This is a genomic window from Streptomyces sp. NPDC001407 (genome assembly GCF_042895325.1).
In the GTDB taxonomy this organism is placed as follows: domain Bacteria; phylum Actinomycetota; class Actinomycetes; order Streptomycetales; family Streptomycetaceae; genus Streptomyces.
On record NZ_JBIAWF010000002.1, the window covers coordinates 483654 to 503956 of the forward strand.

The window sequence follows — 20303 nt, forward strand, 5'->3', positions numbered from 1 at the left end:
GCGGGCGTTCTCGTGGAGGTGCATCTCCGCGGTGTGGCCCGCGTGGTGCGGTTCGGCAGCGCCCCGAAGAGGCGCGGGGCTCTTTCGGCATGCGGCTCCGCCGCGTGGGCGCGACCGGCCGCGAACCACTCGCAGACGACGCACCGGACTTCCGGCGGAGCGCTTGGCATGCGGCCGAGCCCAGCCAGACAGACGACCGGTGATCGAATGCTTTTCCGTAGCGTGCCGCCCGGCTCCGGGGCGCCGTCGTCCGGGTGACATACCGGACGCGTCTCGGGCGCGGCGCGGCCCGTACGCATCAAACTCTCATCCTGCTGCCCCCATCCGCCTCGACAGGCCCAGCCGCCACACGGCTTCGTCCCCGCTCCGGCCCGTCCCCAGCCCGCTCCCCGGGCCGCACGCCCGAAGAGCCCGACGCGAGATCTGCCCGGAGGTCGCCATGAACATCCTGCTGCTCGCCGACGCGCTCAACAGCCTCACCCAGCGCGTCTACGCCGAGCTGCGCGACCACGGGCACACGGTGGCGGTGGAGCGGGTGCCCCACCGGGGCGACCCCGCCGGGATCGTGGGCCGCCACTCCCCCGATCTGATCCTCGCGCCGATGCTCACCACGGTCATCCCGCACGAGGTGTGGTCCGCCCACCCCTGCCTGGTCGTCCGCCCGGGCCCGGTGGGCGACCGGGGTCCGTCCGCGCTGGACTGGGCGATCCACGAGGGCGTACGCGAGTGGGCCGTCACCGTCTTCCAGGCCGAGGCCGAACTGGACGCCGGGGACGTGTGGGCCACCGTCCCGTGCGCCGTACCGGCGGTGGCCAAGAGCGATCTGTACCGCAACGAGATCGCCGACGCGGCCCTCGCCGCCGTGCTGCTGGCGGTGCGGCGCTTCACCTCCGGCACCTATCTGCCGGTGCGGCAGAGCGGGATCGACGGGGCGGAGGGCGTGCCGGTGCGCTCGCGCCCGTACTTCCGGCAGGAGCTGCGGCGCATCGACTGGGAGGCAGACCCCACCGAAACGGTCCTGCGCAAGCTGCGCGCCGCCGACTCACGGCCGGGCGTGCTGGACACCCTGCTCGGCCGCGAGTGGTATCTGCACGGCGGTCATGTCGAGGACCGGCTGACAGGGCCTCCCGGCGAACTGCTGGCCACCCGGGCGGGGGCCGTGTGCCGCGCGACCGCCGATGGCGCGGTGTGGATCCCGCGGCTGCGCCGACGGCGCCTGCCGGGGGAACCGGCCGCGGTCAAGCTGCCCGCGACCCTGGCGCTGGGCGATGCGCTGCCCCGCCTGCCGGAGGCGAAGGCCCCGCTGGACCTGAGCGGTCATCGCAGCACATGGACCGACATCCGCTACAGCGAGGAGGGACGGGCCGGCTTCCTGTGGTTCTCCTTCCCCGGCGGCGCGATGAGCACGACCCAGTGCCGCCGGCTGCTCGCCGCCTACCGCTACGCCCGCTCCCGCCCCATCTCCGTGCTGGTCCTGTGCGGCGGCCGCGGCTTCTTCTCCCACGGCATCCACCTCAACGTCATCGAGGCCGCCGCCGACCCGGCCGAGGAGTCCTGGGCGAACGTCAACGCCCTCGACGACCTGGTCCAGGCCGTCCTCACGACCACCGACCGGCTGGTGGTCGCCGCGCTGGGCGGCAACGCCTCCGCGGGCGGGGCGATGCTGGCCCTGGCCGCGGACGAGGTGTGGTGCAGGACCGGGGTGGTGCTCAACCCCCACTACCGGCTGATGGGGCTGTACGGCTCCGAATACTGGACGTACTCCCTGCCGCGCCGCGTCGGCGCCGAGATGACCGAGCGGCTCATGGAGGAGGCCGCGCCGTACAGCGCGGCCGCCGGGGCGCGCATCGGGCTGGTCGACCGGCTGGTCGACGCCGCGCCCGCGGAGTTCGGCGCCCGGGTCACCGATCTGGCCGTCGACCTCGCCTCCTCCCCCGGGCTGCGCCCCCGGATCAGCGCCAAGGCGGCGGAGCGGGAACGCGACGAGGCCGAGCGGCCGCTGGCCGCCTACCGGGAGGAGGAACTGGCCCTGACGCGCGCCGTCTTCTTCGACCGCGGAGCGCCCTACCACGCCCGGCGCCGCGCCTTCGTCAGGAAGGAGCCGCTGGCCGAGACCGGTGCCGGTACGGGTGCCGAGGAGGCCGTCACAGCAGGCCGGTGAGGGGCAGCTCGACGACGTCGGCGGCGGGACGGGAGAGATAGAGGTCGGCGTGGTAATAACCGTCGGCCTCCTTGCCCGCCGTGCCGAGCCCCTGCGTGGCGAGCGCCTCGAACGCGGCCTGCCGCTCGGCGGGTCCGGCGAAGCGGCGCTGCCGGAAGGTGCGGCCGGGGAACTTCTCCGTGACCAGGCCCGCCCGGCCGAGCAGTTCGGCGATGGGCTCGTACGGCACCGTCCGCAGCACGAAGGCGGCCACCCACGGCGGGCGGGGCATGGCGGCGAGGAGCCTTGCGAAGGTCTGGGTGAAGACGTAGCCGATGCCACCGGTGACGGTGACGAGATCGGTGCCCGCCAGCACCTCGCGCAGGGCCGGGCTGGGGTCGGTGGTCTCGAGGTTCTCCGCGAAGGCGTGGTCGAGCAGGCCGGTGGCCCGGGCGTACGCGACGGCCCGGGGCGCCGCGTCGATGCCCGTCACGGTCACGGGCGCGGGGCGGCGCCGGGCGGTGAAGAAGGCCCGGTCCTCGGCCAGCAGGTGCGGGACGGGTGCCCCGGCGGGGCGCGCGGTGTAGCGGGCGTAGAGGTCGTCGAGGGTGACCTGGTGGTTGAGCAGGGCGGCGTTGATGCCGTACGAGCAGCACACGTCGACCACAGCCGGTGGTCCGTGACCGGCGCGGCGGGTCCGCAGCGTCTCCGTCAGTGTCCGGAAGACGGCCTGGCCGTGGTGGGGGATCTGATACGCGAGGGGCAGCAGGGTGGTGAAGTAGGAGCTGGGGTCCGGGCAGTCGTAGATGTCGCCGAAATCGGCCTTGCCCCAGTCGGGACTCGCAGTCGTGAGATCCGTCTCCGCTGTCATCGGTGACCCCCAGGGGTTGGTGCCACGGGAAGGACTCGGCAGTCATCCAGGATAGGGCCGCGACCGCAGGTCGCGCGCGGGTGCCGAGGGCCACGTCCGGGTGAACGGGAGGGCGCCGCCGGTGGCGTGGCGTCGTCATTCGGGGCGCGCGAGGAGGCGCGGCCGGGCAGCGGCACGGCCGGGGGTGGGCGCCGCTCCCCGGCGCGTTCCGGCCAAGTCCCGCCGCGAGGGCCGCCGTCGGGCGTACGGACCGGTGCCGGCACCCCGGGGCGCGGGGAACGGCGGTGGCCCTTGACACTTCAGTGATTGTCATGGACATTCTCACCGCTTGGTCCGGACCAGCCCACCGCCGGCCCCGGGCCCACGCTCCCACCCCCGCCGCATTCCGTCCGGTTCCGGAGGAGCCTCATGAAGAGATACCGCACCTGTCTGGCCGCGGTCCTGCTCACCGCGTGCGCCGCACTGGGCACCACCGTCTCCGCCGCCGCCCACCCCACGACCGGGCCCGCCTCCGGCACGGCGGCGCACACACCCTCGCCCGACGCACCGCACCGCGGGACCGTCACCCTCGCCCGCCGGCCGGCCGACTCCCCCGCTCCGGGACGGGACCGCGCCGTGCGCGCCTTCGCCGAGGGCCGCCGCGAACAGGCCGCCCAGCAGGCCCGGATATCCGGCCGGCAGCCGAAGGACGCCGACGTCACCCACAACTGGTGGGGCGTTTTCCCCCAACCGGGCACCCACGACGGCATCATGGCCACCCACAGCGTCGACCCCGCCTACCACGTGTCGGACGCCGACAACTTCACCTACGCGCCCACGACCAAGGCGCAGAACTCCTGCATGGAGATGGTCACCGCCTACTGGAACTCCGGCGACGAGCTCTGGGCCTGGGACTGGTGCTCCAGCCCCGGCGGCCCCGCCAAGACGCTGGCCATCGACGCGAACTTCCTCGCGACGTACACCACCTCGGCATCCGGGCACCCCGCGTACACCGTGCAGATGGTCCAGGACAACACCTCGGCCAACCAGTGGTCCGCGTACCTCTACAACTACCGCACCTCCGGCTGGGACCTGCTCTACCGGCAGTCCGGCCGCGACCAGAGCGGGCTCGACCACGGCTGGGACATGTTCGAGATCTACGCGAGCGTCAACCCCTCGACGGGCAACGGATATTACTGCACCGAGGCCCGCGGCACCGTCTTCGACAGCAGCGCCGTCCAGCTGCGCAGGGGCGGCACCTGGAAGTCCGCCCGTCCGGCGGACTCCCCCTGGACCGAGGACAATCCACAGGGCAGCGCGTTCCTCTGCCCCGCGCTGCGCTTCCTCCAGGCGGGGGCGAACGACCACTGGACCGTGCGCCAGTAGCGGGCCGGCCCGGGTCCGGGGAAGTCACCGGTCCTCTCGGCCAGTTGACCGCACTCGACCGAATCGCTTTGACGGTTCGTCAAATCGCGACCCCTCAGCCCCAGCGGGCCAACACGCATCGTTACCCCGCACCGTCCTCACTTACACGCAGCGTCACCGATGCGGGGGAGACATCCCACGATCACCCCACTCCCCCGCCGAGGACTCCCCGACAGTGGACCGCATGAGCTTGACGACCGCAGGAAAGACCCCCGGACCTGTCCGGTTCTATCTGGCGTGCGACCACCGCGGCTGCGACGCCCGCACCACCTTCGATCTCGTCATCTCCGACCCCGGCCCGTCACGCGACGACGACCTGTGGGGATACCTCCTCCATCACGCCCACACCGCGACCCCCCACATCAAGGAACTCGGCTGGGCCTACGTCCACGGCGACGGCTACTGGTGCCCCGAATGCTCCACCCCCGCTCACCATCCCCTTCCCGGCCCCGCCTGACCCGCCCGGCGCCCACGGCGGCCCGGCAGCGGCGGACGTGCGATCTAATAGCGATCTGACAGCGACACAGGGCGACGTGCCACCCCCGGAGGGGCCCGGCGGCTCCGGCCGGGGGTGGCGTCGTCCGGCGCCGCGGGCCACGAGGAGGCAGCTCATGGACAGCACCGAACGTGAACAAGCAGGGTCACAGGCCCGGCAGCACGCCGCCCGGCTGACCGCGAAGGACATCCACGGCGTCGCCCTGACCTGGGTCGACAACGCGGGCATGACCCGCGTCAAGGGAGTGCCCACCGCCCGTCTCTCCCACACCGCCCAGTGGGGCGTGGGCATGTCCCCCGTCTTCGACGTCTTCCTCTCCGACGACTCCACCGTCGACAGCGCCCACATCGGCGGGCCCGTCGGCGACCTGCGCCTGATCCCCGACCTCGACCGCCTCACCGTCCTCGCCGCGCAGCCCGGCTGGGCCTGGGCACCCGTCGACCGCTACGAACAGGACGGCACTCCGTACGCCGCCTGCCAGCGGCAGTTCGCGCGGCGGATGACCGCCCGAGCGGCCGCCCAGGGCTTCCGGCTCCTCATGGGCATCGAGACCGAATGGACCGTCACCACCCGGGCCGACGACGGCACGGAGCCGCCCGTGCCGGACGCGGCCATCGGCCCGGCCTACGGCATGACGCGGCTGGTCGGGCTCTCCGGCTATCTGCGCGACATCCTCGAAGCCCTCGCCGCCCAGGACGTCGACGTGCTCCAGATCCACCCGGAGTACACGAGCGGCCAGTTCGAGATCTCCGTCGCCCCCGCCGAGCCGGTGCACGCCGCGGACCTCACGGTCCTGGTCCGCGAGACCGTCCGCGCCGTCTCGCTCCACCACGGCCTCGCCGCCTCCTTCGCACCCGCCACCGCGGCGGGCAGCGTCGGCAACGGCGCCCACCTCCACCTCAGCCTGTGGCAGGACGGCAAGAACCTCTGCCGGGGCACGGACGGCCCGCACGGCATGAGCCGCACCTGCGAGGCGTTCCTCGCCGGTGCCCTCGCCGAGCTCCCCGCCCTGCTCGCCATCGGCGCACCGCTGCCCGCCAGCTATCTGCGGCTGCGGCCCAACCAGTGGGCGGGCCCGTACCAGTGCTGGGGCGTGGAGAACCGCGAGGCGGCCCTCCGCTTCGTCCCCGGCCCGCCGCTCGGCCCCGACGCCGCGAACGCCGAGCTCAAGTGCTTCGACGCCGCCGCCAACCCCTACCTCCTCGTCGGCGCCGTCATCGCCGCCGGACTCCAGGGCCTCGACCGCGGCCTCACCCTCCCGCCGCCCGTGACCGGCAACCCCGCCGGCACCGACGCCACCCGGCTGCCCGACTCGCTCACCGCCGCGACCGAGCGCTTCGCCGGCTCGGAACTCCTGCGCACGGCACTGGGCGAGCCCCTCTTCGCCTCCCTCCTCGCCGTCCGCCAGGGCGAGGCGGCCCTGGCCCACGACCGGTCCCCGCAGGCGCTCGCCGCCGCACTCCGGCACCGCTACTGAGCGCCGGGGAGAGGCCGATGAGCATCCACGAACCGGTCGCGCTGGTCGACCACCACTGTCACGGAGTCGCCCGGTCCCCGCTCACAGCCGAGCAGTTCGCCGCGTACCTCACGGAATCCGACGCCCCCGCGGCACCCGGCACCACCTTCTTCGACACCCAGCTCGGCTTCGCGCTGCGCCGCTGGTGCCCGCCGCTGCTCGGCCTGCCCGCACACTGCCCGCCCGCCGACTACCTCGCCCGGCGCGCCGAACTCGGCACCGAGGAGACCCTCCGGCTGCTGCTCGGCGCGACCGGCATCACCGACCACCTCGTGGACACCGGCCTGTCCGACGGGCTGACCACCGCGGACGAACTGGCGGCCGCCGCCGGAGCGCGGGCCCACGAGATCGCCCGTCTGGAGACCCTCGCCGAGCACACCGCCGACACCACGGGCGGCTGCCGGGAGTTCCTCGACGCGTCTCATGCCGCGGTACGGGAGGCCGCCCGTACCGCCGCCGCGTTCAAATCGGTCGTCGCCTACCGCCACGGCCTCGACTTCGACCCCGCCCGGCCGACCCCCGCGGAGGTACGCCGGGCCGCGGACGGCTGGCTGGCCACCCGTAAACCCGGCGAGCGGCTGCGCGAACCCGTCCTGCTGCGCCACCTGTTGTGGACCGCGGCCGACACCGGGCTCCCCCTCCAGCTCCACACCGGCTTCGGCGACCCCGACCTGTGCCTGCACCGCGCCGACCCGCTGCTGCTCACCGACTTCGTCCGGGCCGTCGCGCCCACGGGCTGCCCGCTGGTGCTGCTGCACACCTATCCGTACCACCGCGGCGGCGCGTATCTCGCCCACGCGTTCCCTCACGTGTACACCGACATCGGCCTCGCCGTCCCCCACACAGGGGCCCGCGCCGAGGCCGTCCTGGCGGAGACCCTCGAACTCGCGCCGTTCGGCAAGCTGTTGTTCTCCACCGACGCCTACGGCCTCCCCGAGCTCTACGTCACCGCCACCCGTCTCTTCACCCAGGCCCTGGGCCGGCTCCTCGACGGCTGGGTGCGCGAGGGCGCCTGGGCGGCCGGTGACGCCGGGCGCGTCACCGAGATGATCACGTCCGGGAACGCCCGGCGGGTCTACCGCCTCGGTGGGGACACGGGGTGACACCGAGCGGGCATTCGATCAGGATGGCGTCATGTCCCGACCCACTCACCTCACACACATCCCGGCCCCCGACGGCGTCGCACCCGCCACGGGCTACACCCATGTGGTCTCCGGCACCGGGCGCTTCGTCGCGGTCTCGGGCCAGGTCGCCCTCGACGAGCGGGGCGAGCTCGTCGGCGCGGGCGACGCCGGCGCGCAGGCCCGACAGGTCTTCGAGAACCTGCGCCGCTGCCTCGGCGCGGCGGGGGCGACCTTCGACGACGTCGTGAAGCTCACCTACTTCGTCACCGACGTCGCCCACCTGCCCGCCGTCCGCGTCGCACGCGACGAGTTCATCGACACCGGCCGCCCTCCGGCCAGCTCCGCCGTGCAGGTGGCGGCGCTGTTCCGGCCCGAACTGCTGCTGGAGGTCGAGGCGTTCGCGATCGTCGGAGACCAGCGCGCCTGACACCTCGAAGTGACATGCCTCACTCCAGGCCGTCTTGGCGAAACCCCTCCCCGGGGGCGCACGATGGCGTCATGCAGATAGGCATAGCGCTTCCTCAGTACGGAACTCATGCGCAGGCCGGCCGCATCGCGGCGTTCGCGAGGGACGCCGAAGCGGCCGGCTTCGACTCGCTCTGGGTCAGCGACCGGTCGCTGACACCTGTCAAGCCCAGCGACGTCTATCCGGTGACGGGCTTCACCCCCGAGAACCCCTACCCCCGCGAATACACCACCTTCCTCGACCCGCTGACCGTACTGGCCGCCGCCGCGACCGCGACCACACGGGCGCGGCTGGGCACCAGCACCCTCAATGCCACGTGGTACCCGCCCCTGCTACTCGCCCGCACCCTCACCTCTCTCGACCAGCTCAGCGGCGGCCGACTGGACGTGGGACTCGGCCTGGGCTGGCTGCGCGACGAGGCGACCGCGGTCAACACGGACTTCACCAAGCGGGGCGTGCACCTCGACGAGATCCTCGACATCCTCCACGGGATCTGGACCGAGAACCCCTTCGAACACGAGGGACCCAACTGGCGCATCCCCCGCGCCCATGTCGACCTACGACCGGTCCAGCGCCCCCACCCGCCCGTCCTGCTCGGCGGATTCTCCCCCGCGGCGATGCGCCGGATAGGCCGCCGCGCCGACGGCTGGGCCGGCATCACCATGCCGCCCGACCAGCGCGCCGCCTTGTGGGACGTCGCCCGCCGGGCCGCGGAGGACGCCGGACGCGACCCGTCCGCACTCCGCCGCGAAATCCGCTACTTCCCGGAACCTGGCTCCACGCCCGAAAGCATCGCCAAGGCCCTGACCGTGATCGCCGACACCGGGGCGGACGGCTGCTTCTTCGACTTCCAACGCCTGGTGAAAGACCCACAGGAGGCCCTCGACCTGGGCACCAGGGCGTTGAGGAGGTACCGGGCGGGGTGATCTCCACACGGAGGCTCATCCCCGGCAACGGCGTACCCACCACCCCTCGCCGGAGGGGGCGGAGAGGTCGGGCCAGGTTCGCGCGCTCTCGGCCGCGGAAGGGCGTGGATGGCGATTTCCAGGACAGCGCGTTCGTCGGTTGTGCAGAAGGGGTTGCACAAAGGGCAACCACAACCTCCTGAAAGACCCCGCTGAGGCCGGTGGGCTGTCCGCGACCACTGGCGCAAAGCCTGGGCTACCGCGCCGGGCCAGAGCCGGTCGTGTTCGAGGCGGGACACCGCTCCGGCAAGCTTGCCGGAGCCCCGGGGCAGCCCGGACGCCCGTTCCGCATACGGCTTGCGCCTGCCATGACGTCCGACACCGCGGACTCGGGACGGCCGTTTACGCGGCATCGTCCTTCCTGATTCGGTAGTTCACGAGCCCAGCATGCCAGATCCGCGGCACGGCTCGCAGTCGCCTCGACTCGGCCGCGGACCAGTCGGCCGAGGCCCGCCGTCTTAACTTCTGTAGCGGCCACGAGAGTTGGGGACATTGGCGGGTTCGGCACTTAAGAGCCTGCGGACGCCTGTCCTACCGTAGGCGCGCCTGGATCACCAGCTCGTTCAGATCGGCCCCGGCATCGGTCTCGTTCGGCAGCGTCGTCGACCGCTCCGCCTCGTCCAGCGCCGCGTGGAGCTCTTCGACGTCGGCCGTCAGCCGCTGGTGCGAGGGCGCGCCGTCGAGGGTGGACAGGTGGCCGTGCTCGGCCGCGGCCTTCGCGGCCACGAGGTCCTGGACGTAGCCCGGTGCCCGCTCGCTGTCCAGCAGCGTCGGCAGATCCGCCTGGATCTCGTGGGCGCGCATCAGGTGAATGCCTGTGAGCAGCACGCGGAACGTGTAGAGCAGTGGCTTGAGTTCGCCGGTCCTCCCGAAGAGGCGCCACTGTGTCTTCGCGAAGCCACGGTAGTGGCGGGCGTGGTGCGAGGTCAGCAGGCGCGGGGCGAGGTCGACGAGGGCGGCGTGCTCGGGGGTCGTGTGCACCACGAGTGGGGAGAGGAGCTGCTCCAGGACGTAGCCGTTGGGACCGAGCAGGAGCCGGGCGAACTTGGCCAGGTCGTGGGTGACCAGGTCCATTTCCAGGCCGTCGGTGTCCCACATGCGGGTCTGGGTCTCCTGAGCGGGCGTCAGCCCCAGGACGTCGCGCAGGGGCAGCAGGTGGACACCGCGCAGGTCGACGTCCGAATCGCGGGACGGGAAACCGTAGAGGTGGGCGCCGGAGACCGTGGCGAACAGCAGAGGGTGCCGTTGCCCGGCGACGATCCGTGCCAGGTCGGGCAGGCCGTTCACGGTGTGGGTGGTCATACGGGGCTGCTTCCGTCGGTCAGGGAGCGACGGCGGACCGAGATCAGCCAGTTCTCCACGCGGATGGCGTCGGGGTGTTCCGGGAGCGGGCTCTTGGCCAGGGCCTGGTCCAGGCGCACGGACAGCTCGTCGCGCCAGGTGCGGACTTCGCCCCAGGAGAGTTCGCCGCGACGTACGGCCAGCAGGCGTTCGCGGTACGGGCCTGCGTCGATGTGCGGGGTGCCGCTCTCCAGCAGCGAGGCGCGGCTGATCATCAACCGGAGCATATGCATGACGTGCTTCCAGCGCGGCTCGCCCTCGCGTACCCGCCGGTTCTCCGCCTTGGTGAACTGGGCACCGGCGTACCGCGCGAACGTCGTATGTGCCCTGCGGGAGAGGAATGCCGGGGCGAGGTCCCGCAGTTCGTCACCGAGAGCCGAGCGCTTTTCGACGAGCGGGCTGTGGAGGACTTCGAGAATGTTGGGATTGGCGGAGAGCGCGAGCTCGCAGAACCGCTCCACCTCCCAGCTGAACTGCTCGGGCAGCGGGCCTTCCACATGAGTGGGCGGCTTCAGCAGGCGCCAGAAGCCGGCGGTGGGAGCGACGTACACACCTCGGCGATCGATATCCGAAGCGGCCGTGGACAGCCCGAACGCCCGCGATCCGGCGACCACGGAAAGGATCGTGTGCCGCTCGACCAAGTGCTGTGCCTCTGACATGCGGCCCATTTTCGTAACACCGCCGCCATCGACCAAATGGTTTACGGCCCCCAGCCCCCGTGACCGCACGACGGCTGCCATATAAATGGACCCATGGCACTGCATTGGAAGCTGGTCATCGACAGCACGGACGCATCCGCCCTCGCGGACTTCTGGGCAGCGGCCCTGGAGTACGAGGTGGAAGACCCCAGCGCTCTCATCGAGCAACTGCTGGCCGCCGGCCACCTCGCCGAGGAGGCGGTCACCGAGCACCGCGGCCGCAAGGTCTTCCGCGGCTACGCCGCCATCCGCCACCCCGAGGACCCGTTCGACCGGACCAGCGGCACCGGCCGCGGCCGACGGCTGCTCTTCCAGGACGTACCCGAGGGCAAACCCGGCAAGAACCGCCTCCACCTCGACATCCACAGCGAACCCGGCGGCCTCGACGAGCTCGTGGCCCGGCTGGAAGCCTTGGGGGCGACCCGCGTCCGCGAGGTCGACAAGGGCCCGGCCGGCCATTGGTGGATCATGCGGGACCCCGAGGGCAACGAGTTCTGCGCGGCGTAGACCGGGCCGGAGCAGGCAGGACGGGCAGGACGCCGAAGTCACAGCAGCCCGACATGTGGGCCCCCGGCACAGCCGCGCACACGCCCTGCCCGCCCCGCCGCCGTCGCGTAACGGTCAGGTCGTCTGTGCCTGTTCGTAGAGCGTCTTGATGTCGTCACCGAAGTACGGCCCGAACATCGTGTTGGGCAGGAACGTGTAGCCGAAGCTGTTCACCGATGCCTGGAGCCCGGAGCCGGCGGTCTCGTCGAAGTTCGCGAACCACGGCCCGCCGCTGGAGCCGCCCGTCATGTTGCAGGACAGCCCGTGGTCCTTGGTGAGGAGGAAGTCCTTGGACGACGTCCCGCTGCAGTAGATGAGCTTGGTCCCGTCGTACGGGGCGGCCGCGGGGAAGCCGAATGCGTACAGGGACTGGTTGTAGGCGCCGTTGAACTGAAGGCCCTGGGCGCCGACGGCCTCCGTGAGGGTCCGGCCGTTCAGCGGTGCGACGACGGCGGCGCCGACGTCGTAGTTCATGTCCTCGCTGGCGACCCACTGAGGGGTGGACATCGTCTTGGACGCGGTCCAGGTGCCGTAGGGCGCCTGCCCGTCGTGGTAGCCGGGGGCGAACGTCCAGTTGGTGTGCCAGGCTCCCTGGTATTTGACGCAGTGTCCGGCGGTCAGGACGGTGCTGCCGTTCTTGCTGGTGACGGCGTCACCGGTGCAGGAGGCCGTGCGGCCCTGGAAGGTGAAGAAGACCCGGCCGCTGGTCTTCAGGACGGCGCCCTCGCCGGTCCACGCCCCGCCGGCCTGCGGGAAGCCCTTGAGGTGCGCGGCGGGAGCGGTGGGCGCGACGGCGGTGGGCGCGCTGTGGGACACCTGCCGCGCGAGGGTGGCCGAGGTGATGCCCGGCAGGTCGAGCGGGGTGGCCGTGCGCATCCTCTCGGGGGTCCAGAAGTCGCGGACCTTCTGCTGCTCGGCCGCCGTGGCGGCGGCGGTGCGGGCCGTGGCACCGCGGGACGTGTCCGGCGCGGCGTGGGCCGCGCCGGTCTGGAGACCGGCGGTGAGCAGGGCGCCGGCGGCCAGCAGTATTCCGGCGGTGGTGCGGTGGGGACGTCTCACGCGTACTCCTTCTGCCCTGGCCGCGCGAGAGGTCGCGCGGGCGGTGGGGGGCCGGACCGCGTGGGCCGCGGTCCGGGCAGACGAGCGGTGCGGATACGAGGTGCGTGAGGGAGGGTCCCACGGAAGCCTTGAATTGTCAGGCGCGCGTCAAGCGCTGGCCGAATGCCGACCTCGGAGACCGGCCACCGGTCCCGCGCGCCGGGCGCACCGGAGATTCCGGCCCGCCCGGCGCTCCGGGCATCAGCTGCCCAGCGCCACGCACATCGCGGACGGGCCCGGGAAGTCCTCGGGCAGGGCGTCCATCAGCAGGACGTCCACGCTCTGCCCGAGCCAGTGCCCGGACTTCCGCAGGCGCCCGGCGAGGCGGAAACCGGCTTTCGCGAAGGCCGCGATCCCCGCCCGGTTCGGCTCCAGGACCCTGAGCCAGGCCGTGCCCAGCGCACCCAGGTGGAAACCCCAGTCGAGCGTCAGGCGGGTCGCCTCCTCGGCGTAGCGTTTGCCGCGCTGGGCAGGGGCGAGGACGATCGTGAACTCGGCCGCCCGCAGACGCGGATCGACACGCAGCGCGGTGACCCCGACGGGCTGTTTGTCCTTCATGCGTACGATCTCGAACGTGGGGTGGTCCCGGTCGCCGAGCTGGCATTCCCAGGCTTCCTCGCAGACCTCCCACGGCCGCGGGAAGCGGTTGCCGCGACCGAGGATGGTCGAGGGGTCGTTCTCCCAGAAGTGGTATTCGGTCAGCGTCTCCTGACGGGGGATGCCGAGGGCGAGCCGTTCTCCGGTGAGGAGGAGATGCGGGCTGCTCATGTTGCTTCCTTCCACGCCGGACGCGACGGAGCGCCCGGCGTAATCGGGGACGTGGCGCGACGCTTTCGAGGTTCCGCCCACAGGGCGCCTCTTCCGTGTCGGCCGTCCCAGCGTGAAGGGCGGACACAGGAGAGGCCCGGGGTCCGCGGGACGACCACCCACACGTGTAGTGACGTGAAGGGGAAGGATCCCGGGCCGCCGTCCGGCCGACACCGCCGGTCCCCCACATGAGGGATGTTCGTAACCGTACGTACCGGAGATACTTCACACTGTGAGCAGTCGGGGTCACCGTCCTGCCGGGCGCCTTCCCTGGCCACCCGTTGGCGGCACGGACGACAGGAGAGGCCGGTGACCGACCCGACCGAGCGGCGGCGCAGACGGCCGGCCCTGCACGGAGCGATTCCCTGGGCCGCGCTCGTCGTGGCCGCGCTGACCTGCTGGCTCGCCCTCACGACACCGACGACGCCACACCATTCGGGCGGCGCCACGGTCGCCGCTTCCGCGCACGCCGGCTTCGATCCGTACCGCGGTCAGGCCCGGGGTCGCGCGGGGAAGCGGCGCTCGCAGAACGGCTACAACTGGAGCGGTTACGTGGCCGGGGGCCGCCCCTTCACGACGGCCTCGGTCACCTGGACCGTGCCGGACATCGCCTGTTCCTCGGAGGGCGACTCCGTCGCGGAGTGGGTCGGCCTGGACGGCTGGAGCGATGACACGGTCGAGCAGATCGGCATCCAGGAGAGCTGCGAGAGCGGCACCCCGACCTTCGACAACTGGTACGAGTTCTACCCCGAGCCCCCGGTCTACTTCCACGACCGCGTGCAGCCCGGTGACATCGTCCACGCCACGGCGCACCACGTCTCCGGCACGACCTACGAACTGACGCTGACCGACGAGACCCAGAAGTGGACGAGGACGAAGAAGGCCGACAACTGGACCGCGGCCAACAGCAGCGCGGAAGTGATCGTGGAGTCCAATCACCGGCTGTTCCCGAGATTCCGTCAGATCGACTTCACCAAGGCCAGGTTCGACGGAGCGGCTCCCGGCTCGGTCGGCGCGATCAACTTGTGGGCCAGCAGCAGGGGTCGGCAGCAGAACGAGGTGAGCGAGCCGTACGGACCCGACCTCGACAGCTTCTCCGTCGCGTATCTCGCGGAATAACCCTCCACCTTCGAGTGGTCCTTCAGCTATTTGTCAGTAATTCATCCAGGACGTGCGGCATCGTGCGGGCAATCACCACGACTCGTACGCTCTGGGAGACGCATGACCTCCGAGTCCACTGAGACCCCTGAGACCAATGAGGCCGCCGAAAGACCCAGCGAACAGTTAAGGTTCCGCTCCCGCACCCTGGCCGTCCTGAACAGGCGTCCTCTCACCGCCCAGGCGATGAGCAGGCGCCTGCCGCAGTTGGTGCGGAAGGCCCTGTCCCTGGCCTGGCGGGTGGACCGGCGTGCGGTGGTCGCGCTGCTGGCCTGCCAGATCCTGTCCGGGGCGTCGGAAGCCTTCGGGCTGCTGGCCACCACGAAGACGATCACAGCGCTCATCGCGTCGGGCCGGATCTCCGGACGGCTGATGGAGGCGCTGCCGTCCCTCGTCGCGCTGGCGGGCGCCGCCGGGGCGCGCGCGCTTCTCGGGATCGCCGTCAGCAACATCTCCAGTCGTCTCTCCCCGCGGATCGCACGCGAGGCGGAGATGCAGATGCTCGACGCGGCGATCAACGCGGAGCTCGTCGCCTATGACAGCCCCGGCTTCAACGACAAGCGCGAGGCGGCGGACCGCGGCGCCGAGGTCGCCCGGGATCTGCTCACCGAATCGCAGGACCTCATCGCCTGCGTCGCCTCGCTGGTGGCCGCCGCCGGTGTGGTGACGCTGCTGCACCCGGTGCTGCTGCCGCTGCTCGTCCTGGCCACGCTGCCGCAGGGGATCGCCGGTGTGAAGGGGGCGCGCGTCCACTATCTGACCTCCCGCGCTCTGAGCGGCGACCGCCGGGTCCTGGGGCTGATGCGCTGGAACGTCACCGACCGGGACCACGCCGACCAGCTCCGTTCCTGCACCATGGCCCCCTTCCTCCTCGACCGCTACCGGGCCATCGGCAACCGCATCGACACCGCGACCGACCGGGCCGTGCACCAGGGCGCGCGGTACGCGCTGTTGGGCGCCGTGGCCGGAGGTATCGCTTCCGGGATGGTGTGGACGGCGCTCGCCCTGCTGCTGGAGTCGGGACACATGACGGTCGCGTCGGCGGGCACGGCCGTCTTCGCCCTGCGCACGGTCGGCTCGTCACTGCGCGGCATGGTCGGCTACGGCACCCGGCTCTTCCGGACCGGGCTGTATCTGGACGACTGGGCGGAGTTCATCGAGGAGGCGGGCGGACACCGGATGCGGCGCGGCTCGCGGATCCCGGAAGCGCCGCTGTCCGTCAGGGCGGAAGGGCTCACGTACTGCTATCCGGGCTCGGAGCACCCGGCGCTGGAGAAGGTCAGCCTGGAGGTGCACCGCGGTGAGGTGCTGGCGCTGGTGGGCGAGAACGGCTCCGGGAAGACCACGCTCAGCAAGCTCCTGACGGGGCTTTACCTCCCCACCGACGGCAGTGTGACGTGGGACGGCAGGGAGACCGCCGAGCTCGATCCGCGGGCGATGTGGCAGCAGACCGCGGTCGTCCCCCAGGACTTCGCGCACTGGCCCCTGTCCGCCCGGGAGAACATCACGCTCGGTCAGCCGCGCGGCGCCGGCGACGGGCCCGTGCTCCGGGCGGCCGGGCACGCGGGGGCGGACGAGGTCGTCGCCGGGCTGCGCAGCGGTCTCGACACCCTGCTGGCGCGGGAGTGGTACGGCGGGGTGGACCTGTCCGGCGGGCAGTGGCAGCGCATCGCCATCGCCCGCGCGTTCTACCGACAGGCCGGACTGCTCGTCATGGACGAGCCCACCAGCGCCCTGGACGCACGGGCGGAGCACCGCATCTTCACCGGGCTGCGGAGGATCGCCGAGGACCGGGCCGTCGTCCTCGTCACGCACCGGCTGGCGAATGTGGCCGTCGCCGACCGCATCGTCGTCCTCGACCGCGGACAGATCATCCAGCAAGGCACGTTCAGCGAGCTCACGAGCCGCCCCGGGCTCTTCCGCGAGCTGTGGGAGCTCCAGAACGACCGGGGTGTCAGGGGCTCCGAGGAGGTGGAGCGAGCAAAGCGGTGACCGTGGCGCGCGACCCACGCGGCCCGTTCGGCGCAGTCCGACAGGGTCTGACGGAGCGACACATGTCAGCCTGGAAGGGACGCAGGAGACAGTGCACCTGACACTCAGCCAGGGGGACGCGTGGGTAACCGACCTGGGAGACACACCGCCGGCTTCCTCGAGCGGCAGCGGCGGAGCAGTGGTCCACAGCACGGCGGGGGCGCCGGTGGCGGCGCCCACCGCGACCGGCTCGCCGGTCGGCGCAGGGACCGGCCGCCGCGCCGGGCCGCCCGGACCTCGCACGGTCTGATGCGGGGCGGGGCCGCCCTGCTGGTGTGCACGGGCATGGTGTGGCTGCCCGTCGCGGGCGGGCGGGCCCTCGCCGACGGCGTCGGCGACGAGGGCAGCAAGGCCACGTCGCCGTTCTGGGTGGAGCCTTCGGGGCCCGCCGCCCGCCAGGTGCGGCTGTGGAAGGAGCGGGGCCGGGAGCAGGACGCGGCGGTCCTGGAACGCATCGCGGAGCGGCCGACAGCCGTGTGGCTGACCGACCAGGACCCCAAGGACCAGGCCGAGCAGGTCACCCGGCAGGCGGACCGCGCGGGCCGCATCCCGGTGCTGGTCGCGTACAACATCCCCCATCGGGACTGCGGTCAGTATTCCTCGGGAGGCGCCCCCGACGCGGCGCACTACCGCGCGTGGGCGGCGCGCGCGGCGGCGGGGATCGGCACCCGGCAGGCGTGGGTCGTCCTCGAACCCGACGCCCTCGCCCAATGGGCCTCCGGCTGTGTGCCGGGCGCGGCCGCCGCCGAACGGCTGATGCTGCTGGCCGATGCCGTACGGATCTTCAAGGCCCAGCCCGGCGTCTCGGTCTACCTCGACGCGGGCAACCCCGGGTGGATCACGGACGAGAAGCACCTGGCCGACGCGCTCCGGCAGGCCGGGGTCGCGCGCGCCGACGGTTTCGCGCTGAACGTCTCCAACTTCCACACCACACCGGTGACTCGCGCCTACGGTGACCGGCTGTCCGCCCTGCTGGACGGCGCGCACTACGTCGTGGACACCAGCCGCAACGGCAACGGCCCGCTGCCCGCGGACAAGGACCCCAAGGCCCCTGACAACCCGTCACCGGTGCCCCCGCCGCCGCCCTCGGCACCTCCGGCCCAGGGCCAGGCGGTCAGGAACGGCGTCGAGTCCGAGGAGGAGGACGACGGCGTCTTCATGGCCGACGGCTGGGTGCGGAGCGTCATCGGACGCACCGTGGGCAGAGCCGGGGACGAGCCCTGGTGCAACCCTCCCGGTCGCGCGCTGGGCACCCCGCCCACGACGGCGACCGGCAGCCCCCTCATCGACGCCTTCCTCTGGATCAAGCGCCCCGGCGAGTCCGACGGCGCGTGCAGGGGGGCTCCGCCGGCCGGGCACTGGTGGGCCGACTACGCGCTCCAACTCGCGGGGGCGACACCGACGGGACACTGAGCGCTCATCCGCTACGAGGCTCCGCGCTCGGCCGGGTGCGGAGTCGCTTGCAGCGGGCGTACGGGCCTCGGGGTCGGCCTGCGGCGGGCTTTGTTCCCCAGCCCCGCCCCTTCCCGGCTGCGTCTGATGGGCGGCTCCGCCGCGTGGGGGGCGCGTGCCCCAGACCCCCGAGTGCGGGTTCGTTGCCGCCTGCGGCGGGGGCGCCCTTCGGGCGCGTCCTCAAACGCCGGACGGGCTGGATTTGGCTGATGTGGGTGCCAATTCAGCCCGTCCGGCGCTTGAGGACACCGCGCGGAGCGCGGTCAGGGGGCTGGGGCGAAGCCCCTCACGCGGCGGAGCCGCACATCAGATGCAGCCGGGAAGGGGCGGGGCGGGGTGGGGTGGGGTGGGGTGGGGTGGGGTGGGGTGGGGGAAAAACCTACCCCCCGCGCCGACTTGACCGCCTCAGCGAGCCGTATAGGCGAGGAATCTTACGCGGGGCTGCGTTCTCCGACCCGGCCCGTCACACCCGCCGCCTCCGACCCACCCGGCGCCACCACCGACACCCCACCACCCGAACCACCCTCACCACGCCGCCCCACCCACCAAAAACACAACGGACCCAACGACGTCACCAACGCCAACAACGCCCACACCCGCATCACCACAAAATCATGACCCCACACCACCGACCCCACCAAACACCCCCCGAACACAACCGCCCACCCCACATGCGTCCGAAACGTCCCCACACAATCCCCCGACACCGCACCCCCCTTCGGCGTCACCACAAAACCCGACCGCCGCCGCAACAACGCCTGCCCCAACGCCCGCGCATACAACGGAGCCGCCACCGCCGACATCACCATCCCCGCCACCCCCGACGACCCCACCGGCTCATGCGGCGACACATTATGACGACGATTCACCACATACAACACCACCTGCAACACCAACGCATCCCCGTACAACATCAACCACACCGGCCACGACACCCCCAACCCCGCAGCCCCCACCACCAAAAACAACACACACGACACCCCACCCAACACCCACGTCAACGCAGCCAACGGGTAATACGCCACCAACAACCCATAATTCCACAACCGCCCCCACGACAACCCCCACACCGCCCCACCGAACTGACACAACAACGTCTCAAAAGTCCCCCGCGACCACCGCAACTGCTGCGAAAAGAAATCCGTCCACGACGACGGCCCCTCCCCCACCGCCAACACATCCGGCGTATACACAGAACGCCACCGCCCACCCGTCACCGGATTCCGCCGACGATGAATCTCCAACCCCGTCGCCATATCCTCCGTAATCGAATCAAACAACCCCCCGATCTGCCGCAACACACTGATCCGCACACAATTCGACGTCCCCACAAACATCGCCGAACCATAACGATTCCCCGCCCGCTGCACCAACGCATGAAACAAAAACTGCTGCGACTCCGCCCCCTTCGTCACCCCCGACACATAATTACCATAAACCTGCGGCCCCACCACAAACGCCACATCCGGATCCCGGAAATACCCCAGCATCCGCTCCAGAAAATTCGGCAACGGCACATGATCCGTATCCACACACGCCAAAAAATCATAACCATCACCATGCGCATCCAACCACGCATTGTAATTACCATGCTTCGTCCGCGCCCGAAAACGACCCGACGGACGATTCCACCGCGCCACCCCCTTCCGCGAAAAATGCCGCACCCCCAACCGCGCACACAACTCCCGCGCCCCCGGATCATCACCCTCATCCAACAACCACACATCCACCACCCCCTCATAACCCACCCCCACCAACCCCACCAACGTCGCCTCCACCATCGACAACGGCTCCTTCCCCGGCACAAAACTCGTACAGAAAGCCACCCGCCACCCCGGCAACGGCCGCACCGGCACCGGATCCCGCGCCACCCACGACGCATGCGCCACCGACACCACATTCACCACACGAAAAACCTCAACCAACCCCACCGACACCAACATCAACCCATCCACCCACCCCAACCACCCACCCCGCACCACCCAATGCACCGGCCACAACAACCACACCAACAAAACCAACGACACCAACGGCGCCCCACACACCAAAAACAACAACCCCCCAACCCCACCCCGCTCCCGCAACCGCCGAAACCCCACCCGATACACCCCCACCGGCGGCTCCACCGCCACCCCCGCCAACTCACTGAAACCCCCATAGTCATAACCACCCCCACCACCCCCACCCCCA

At 71.3% G+C, this 20303-nt stretch carries 17 protein-coding genes; 11 read left to right on the forward strand and 6 right to left on the reverse strand.

Going from position 1 to position 20303, the window contains the following annotated elements; translation table 11 throughout:
- The first annotated feature begins 439 nt into the window (after positions 1-439).
- Positions 440-2161 (forward strand): enoyl-CoA hydratase-related protein, encoded by a 1722-nt coding sequence (locus tag ACFY1P_RS05555; protein ID WP_390749794.1) that lies wholly within the window; start codon positions 440-442, stop codon positions 2159-2161.
- Here the strand turns inward: ACFY1P_RS05555 and ACFY1P_RS05560 are convergent.
- A complete protein-coding gene (locus ACFY1P_RS05560) occupies positions 2145-3011 on the reverse strand; it encodes a hypothetical protein (RefSeq protein ID WP_361529785.1) in 867 nt (288 codons plus the stop codon). The genes ACFY1P_RS05555 and ACFY1P_RS05560 overlap by 17 nt on opposite strands.
- Positions 3012-3419: 408 nt before the next feature.
- Between ACFY1P_RS05560 and ACFY1P_RS05565 the strand changes: the two genes are divergently transcribed.
- From ACFY1P_RS05565 to ACFY1P_RS05590, 6 genes are all read left to right on the forward strand, one after another.
- Complete coding sequence (locus ACFY1P_RS05565; RefSeq protein ID WP_390749795.1) at positions 3420-4376, forward strand: carbohydrate-binding protein; 957 nt, start codon at positions 3420-3422, stop codon at positions 4374-4376.
- A gap of 223 nt (positions 4377-4599) precedes the next feature.
- Positions 4600-4872, forward strand: coding sequence for a hypothetical protein (locus ACFY1P_RS05570; RefSeq protein WP_361529791.1), 273 nt, complete (start codon positions 4600-4602; stop codon positions 4870-4872).
- A gap of 154 nt (positions 4873-5026) precedes the next feature.
- Positions 5027-6388: a glutamine synthetase family protein gene (locus ACFY1P_RS05575; RefSeq protein WP_361529794.1), complete on the forward strand. Its 1362-nt coding sequence runs from the start codon at positions 5027-5029 to the stop codon at positions 6386-6388.
- Between the two features lie 17 nt (positions 6389-6405).
- Positions 6406-7530 (forward strand): amidohydrolase family protein, encoded by a 1125-nt coding sequence (locus ACFY1P_RS05580; RefSeq protein ID WP_361529797.1) that lies wholly within the window; start codon positions 6406-6408, stop codon positions 7528-7530.
- Positions 7531-7561: 31 nt separating this feature from the next.
- Positions 7562-7978 carry a RidA family protein gene (locus ACFY1P_RS05585; protein WP_361529800.1) on the forward strand — a complete coding sequence of 139 codons (417 nt, stop codon included), beginning with the start codon at positions 7562-7564 and terminating at the stop codon, positions 7976-7978.
- Positions 7979-8049: 71 nt separating this feature from the next.
- The gene (locus ACFY1P_RS05590) at positions 8050-8943 is read left to right on the forward strand and encodes a TIGR03619 family F420-dependent LLM class oxidoreductase (RefSeq protein ID WP_390749796.1); all 894 of its coding nucleotides are present in this window, start codon (positions 8050-8052) and stop codon (positions 8941-8943) included.
- 570 nt (positions 8944-9513) lie between these two features.
- Here the strand turns inward: ACFY1P_RS05590 and ACFY1P_RS05595 are convergent.
- Together ACFY1P_RS05595 and ACFY1P_RS05600 are read right to left on the reverse strand one after the other, a co-directional pair.
- Positions 9514-10284, reverse strand: coding sequence for a DNA polymerase beta superfamily protein (locus ACFY1P_RS05595; protein WP_361529806.1), 771 nt, complete (start codon positions 10282-10284; stop codon positions 9514-9516).
- Positions 10281-10982 carry a DNA polymerase beta superfamily protein gene (locus tag ACFY1P_RS05600; RefSeq protein WP_390749797.1) on the reverse strand — a complete coding sequence of 234 codons (702 nt, stop codon included), beginning with the start codon at positions 10980-10982 and terminating at the stop codon, positions 10281-10283. The genes ACFY1P_RS05595 and ACFY1P_RS05600 overlap by 4 nt, the downstream gene beginning before the upstream one ends.
- A gap of 93 nt (positions 10983-11075) precedes the next feature.
- On the opposite strand from ACFY1P_RS05600, the gene ACFY1P_RS05605 reads away from it, so the two are divergent.
- Positions 11076-11528, forward strand: coding sequence for a VOC family protein (locus tag ACFY1P_RS05605; protein ID WP_361529812.1), 453 nt, complete (start codon positions 11076-11078; stop codon positions 11526-11528).
- A gap of 114 nt (positions 11529-11642) precedes the next feature.
- On the opposite strand, the gene ACFY1P_RS05610 is transcribed toward ACFY1P_RS05605, so the two are convergent.
- Positions 11643-12626, reverse strand: coding sequence for a peptidase (locus tag ACFY1P_RS05610; RefSeq protein ID WP_361529815.1), 984 nt, complete (start codon positions 12624-12626; stop codon positions 11643-11645).
- 240 nt (positions 12627-12866) lie between these two features.
- A complete protein-coding gene (locus ACFY1P_RS05615) occupies positions 12867-13433 on the reverse strand; it encodes a GNAT family protein (protein WP_361529818.1) in 567 nt (188 codons plus the stop codon).
- Positions 13434-13781: 348 nt separating this feature from the next.
- Between ACFY1P_RS05615 and ACFY1P_RS05620 the strand changes: the two genes are divergently transcribed.
- From ACFY1P_RS05620 to ACFY1P_RS05630, 3 genes are all read left to right on the forward strand, one after another.
- A complete protein-coding gene (locus tag ACFY1P_RS05620) occupies positions 13782-14591 on the forward strand; it encodes a G1 family glutamic endopeptidase (RefSeq protein WP_361529821.1) in 810 nt (269 codons plus the stop codon).
- Between the two features lie 102 nt (positions 14592-14693).
- The gene (locus ACFY1P_RS05625) at positions 14694-16622 is read left to right on the forward strand and encodes an ABC transporter ATP-binding protein (protein WP_390749798.1); all 1929 of its coding nucleotides are present in this window, start codon (positions 14694-14696) and stop codon (positions 16620-16622) included.
- Positions 16623-16742: 120 nt separating this feature from the next.
- Positions 16743-18074, forward strand: coding sequence for a glycoside hydrolase family 6 protein (locus ACFY1P_RS05630; RefSeq protein WP_390749799.1), 1332 nt, complete (start codon positions 16743-16745; stop codon positions 18072-18074).
- Positions 18075-18544: 470 nt separating this feature from the next.
- On the opposite strand, the gene ACFY1P_RS05635 is transcribed toward ACFY1P_RS05630, so the two are convergent.
- A partial coding sequence (locus ACFY1P_RS05635; RefSeq protein ID WP_390749800.1) for a glycosyltransferase family 2 protein occupies positions 18545-20303 on the reverse strand: 1759 nt, incomplete at its 5' end.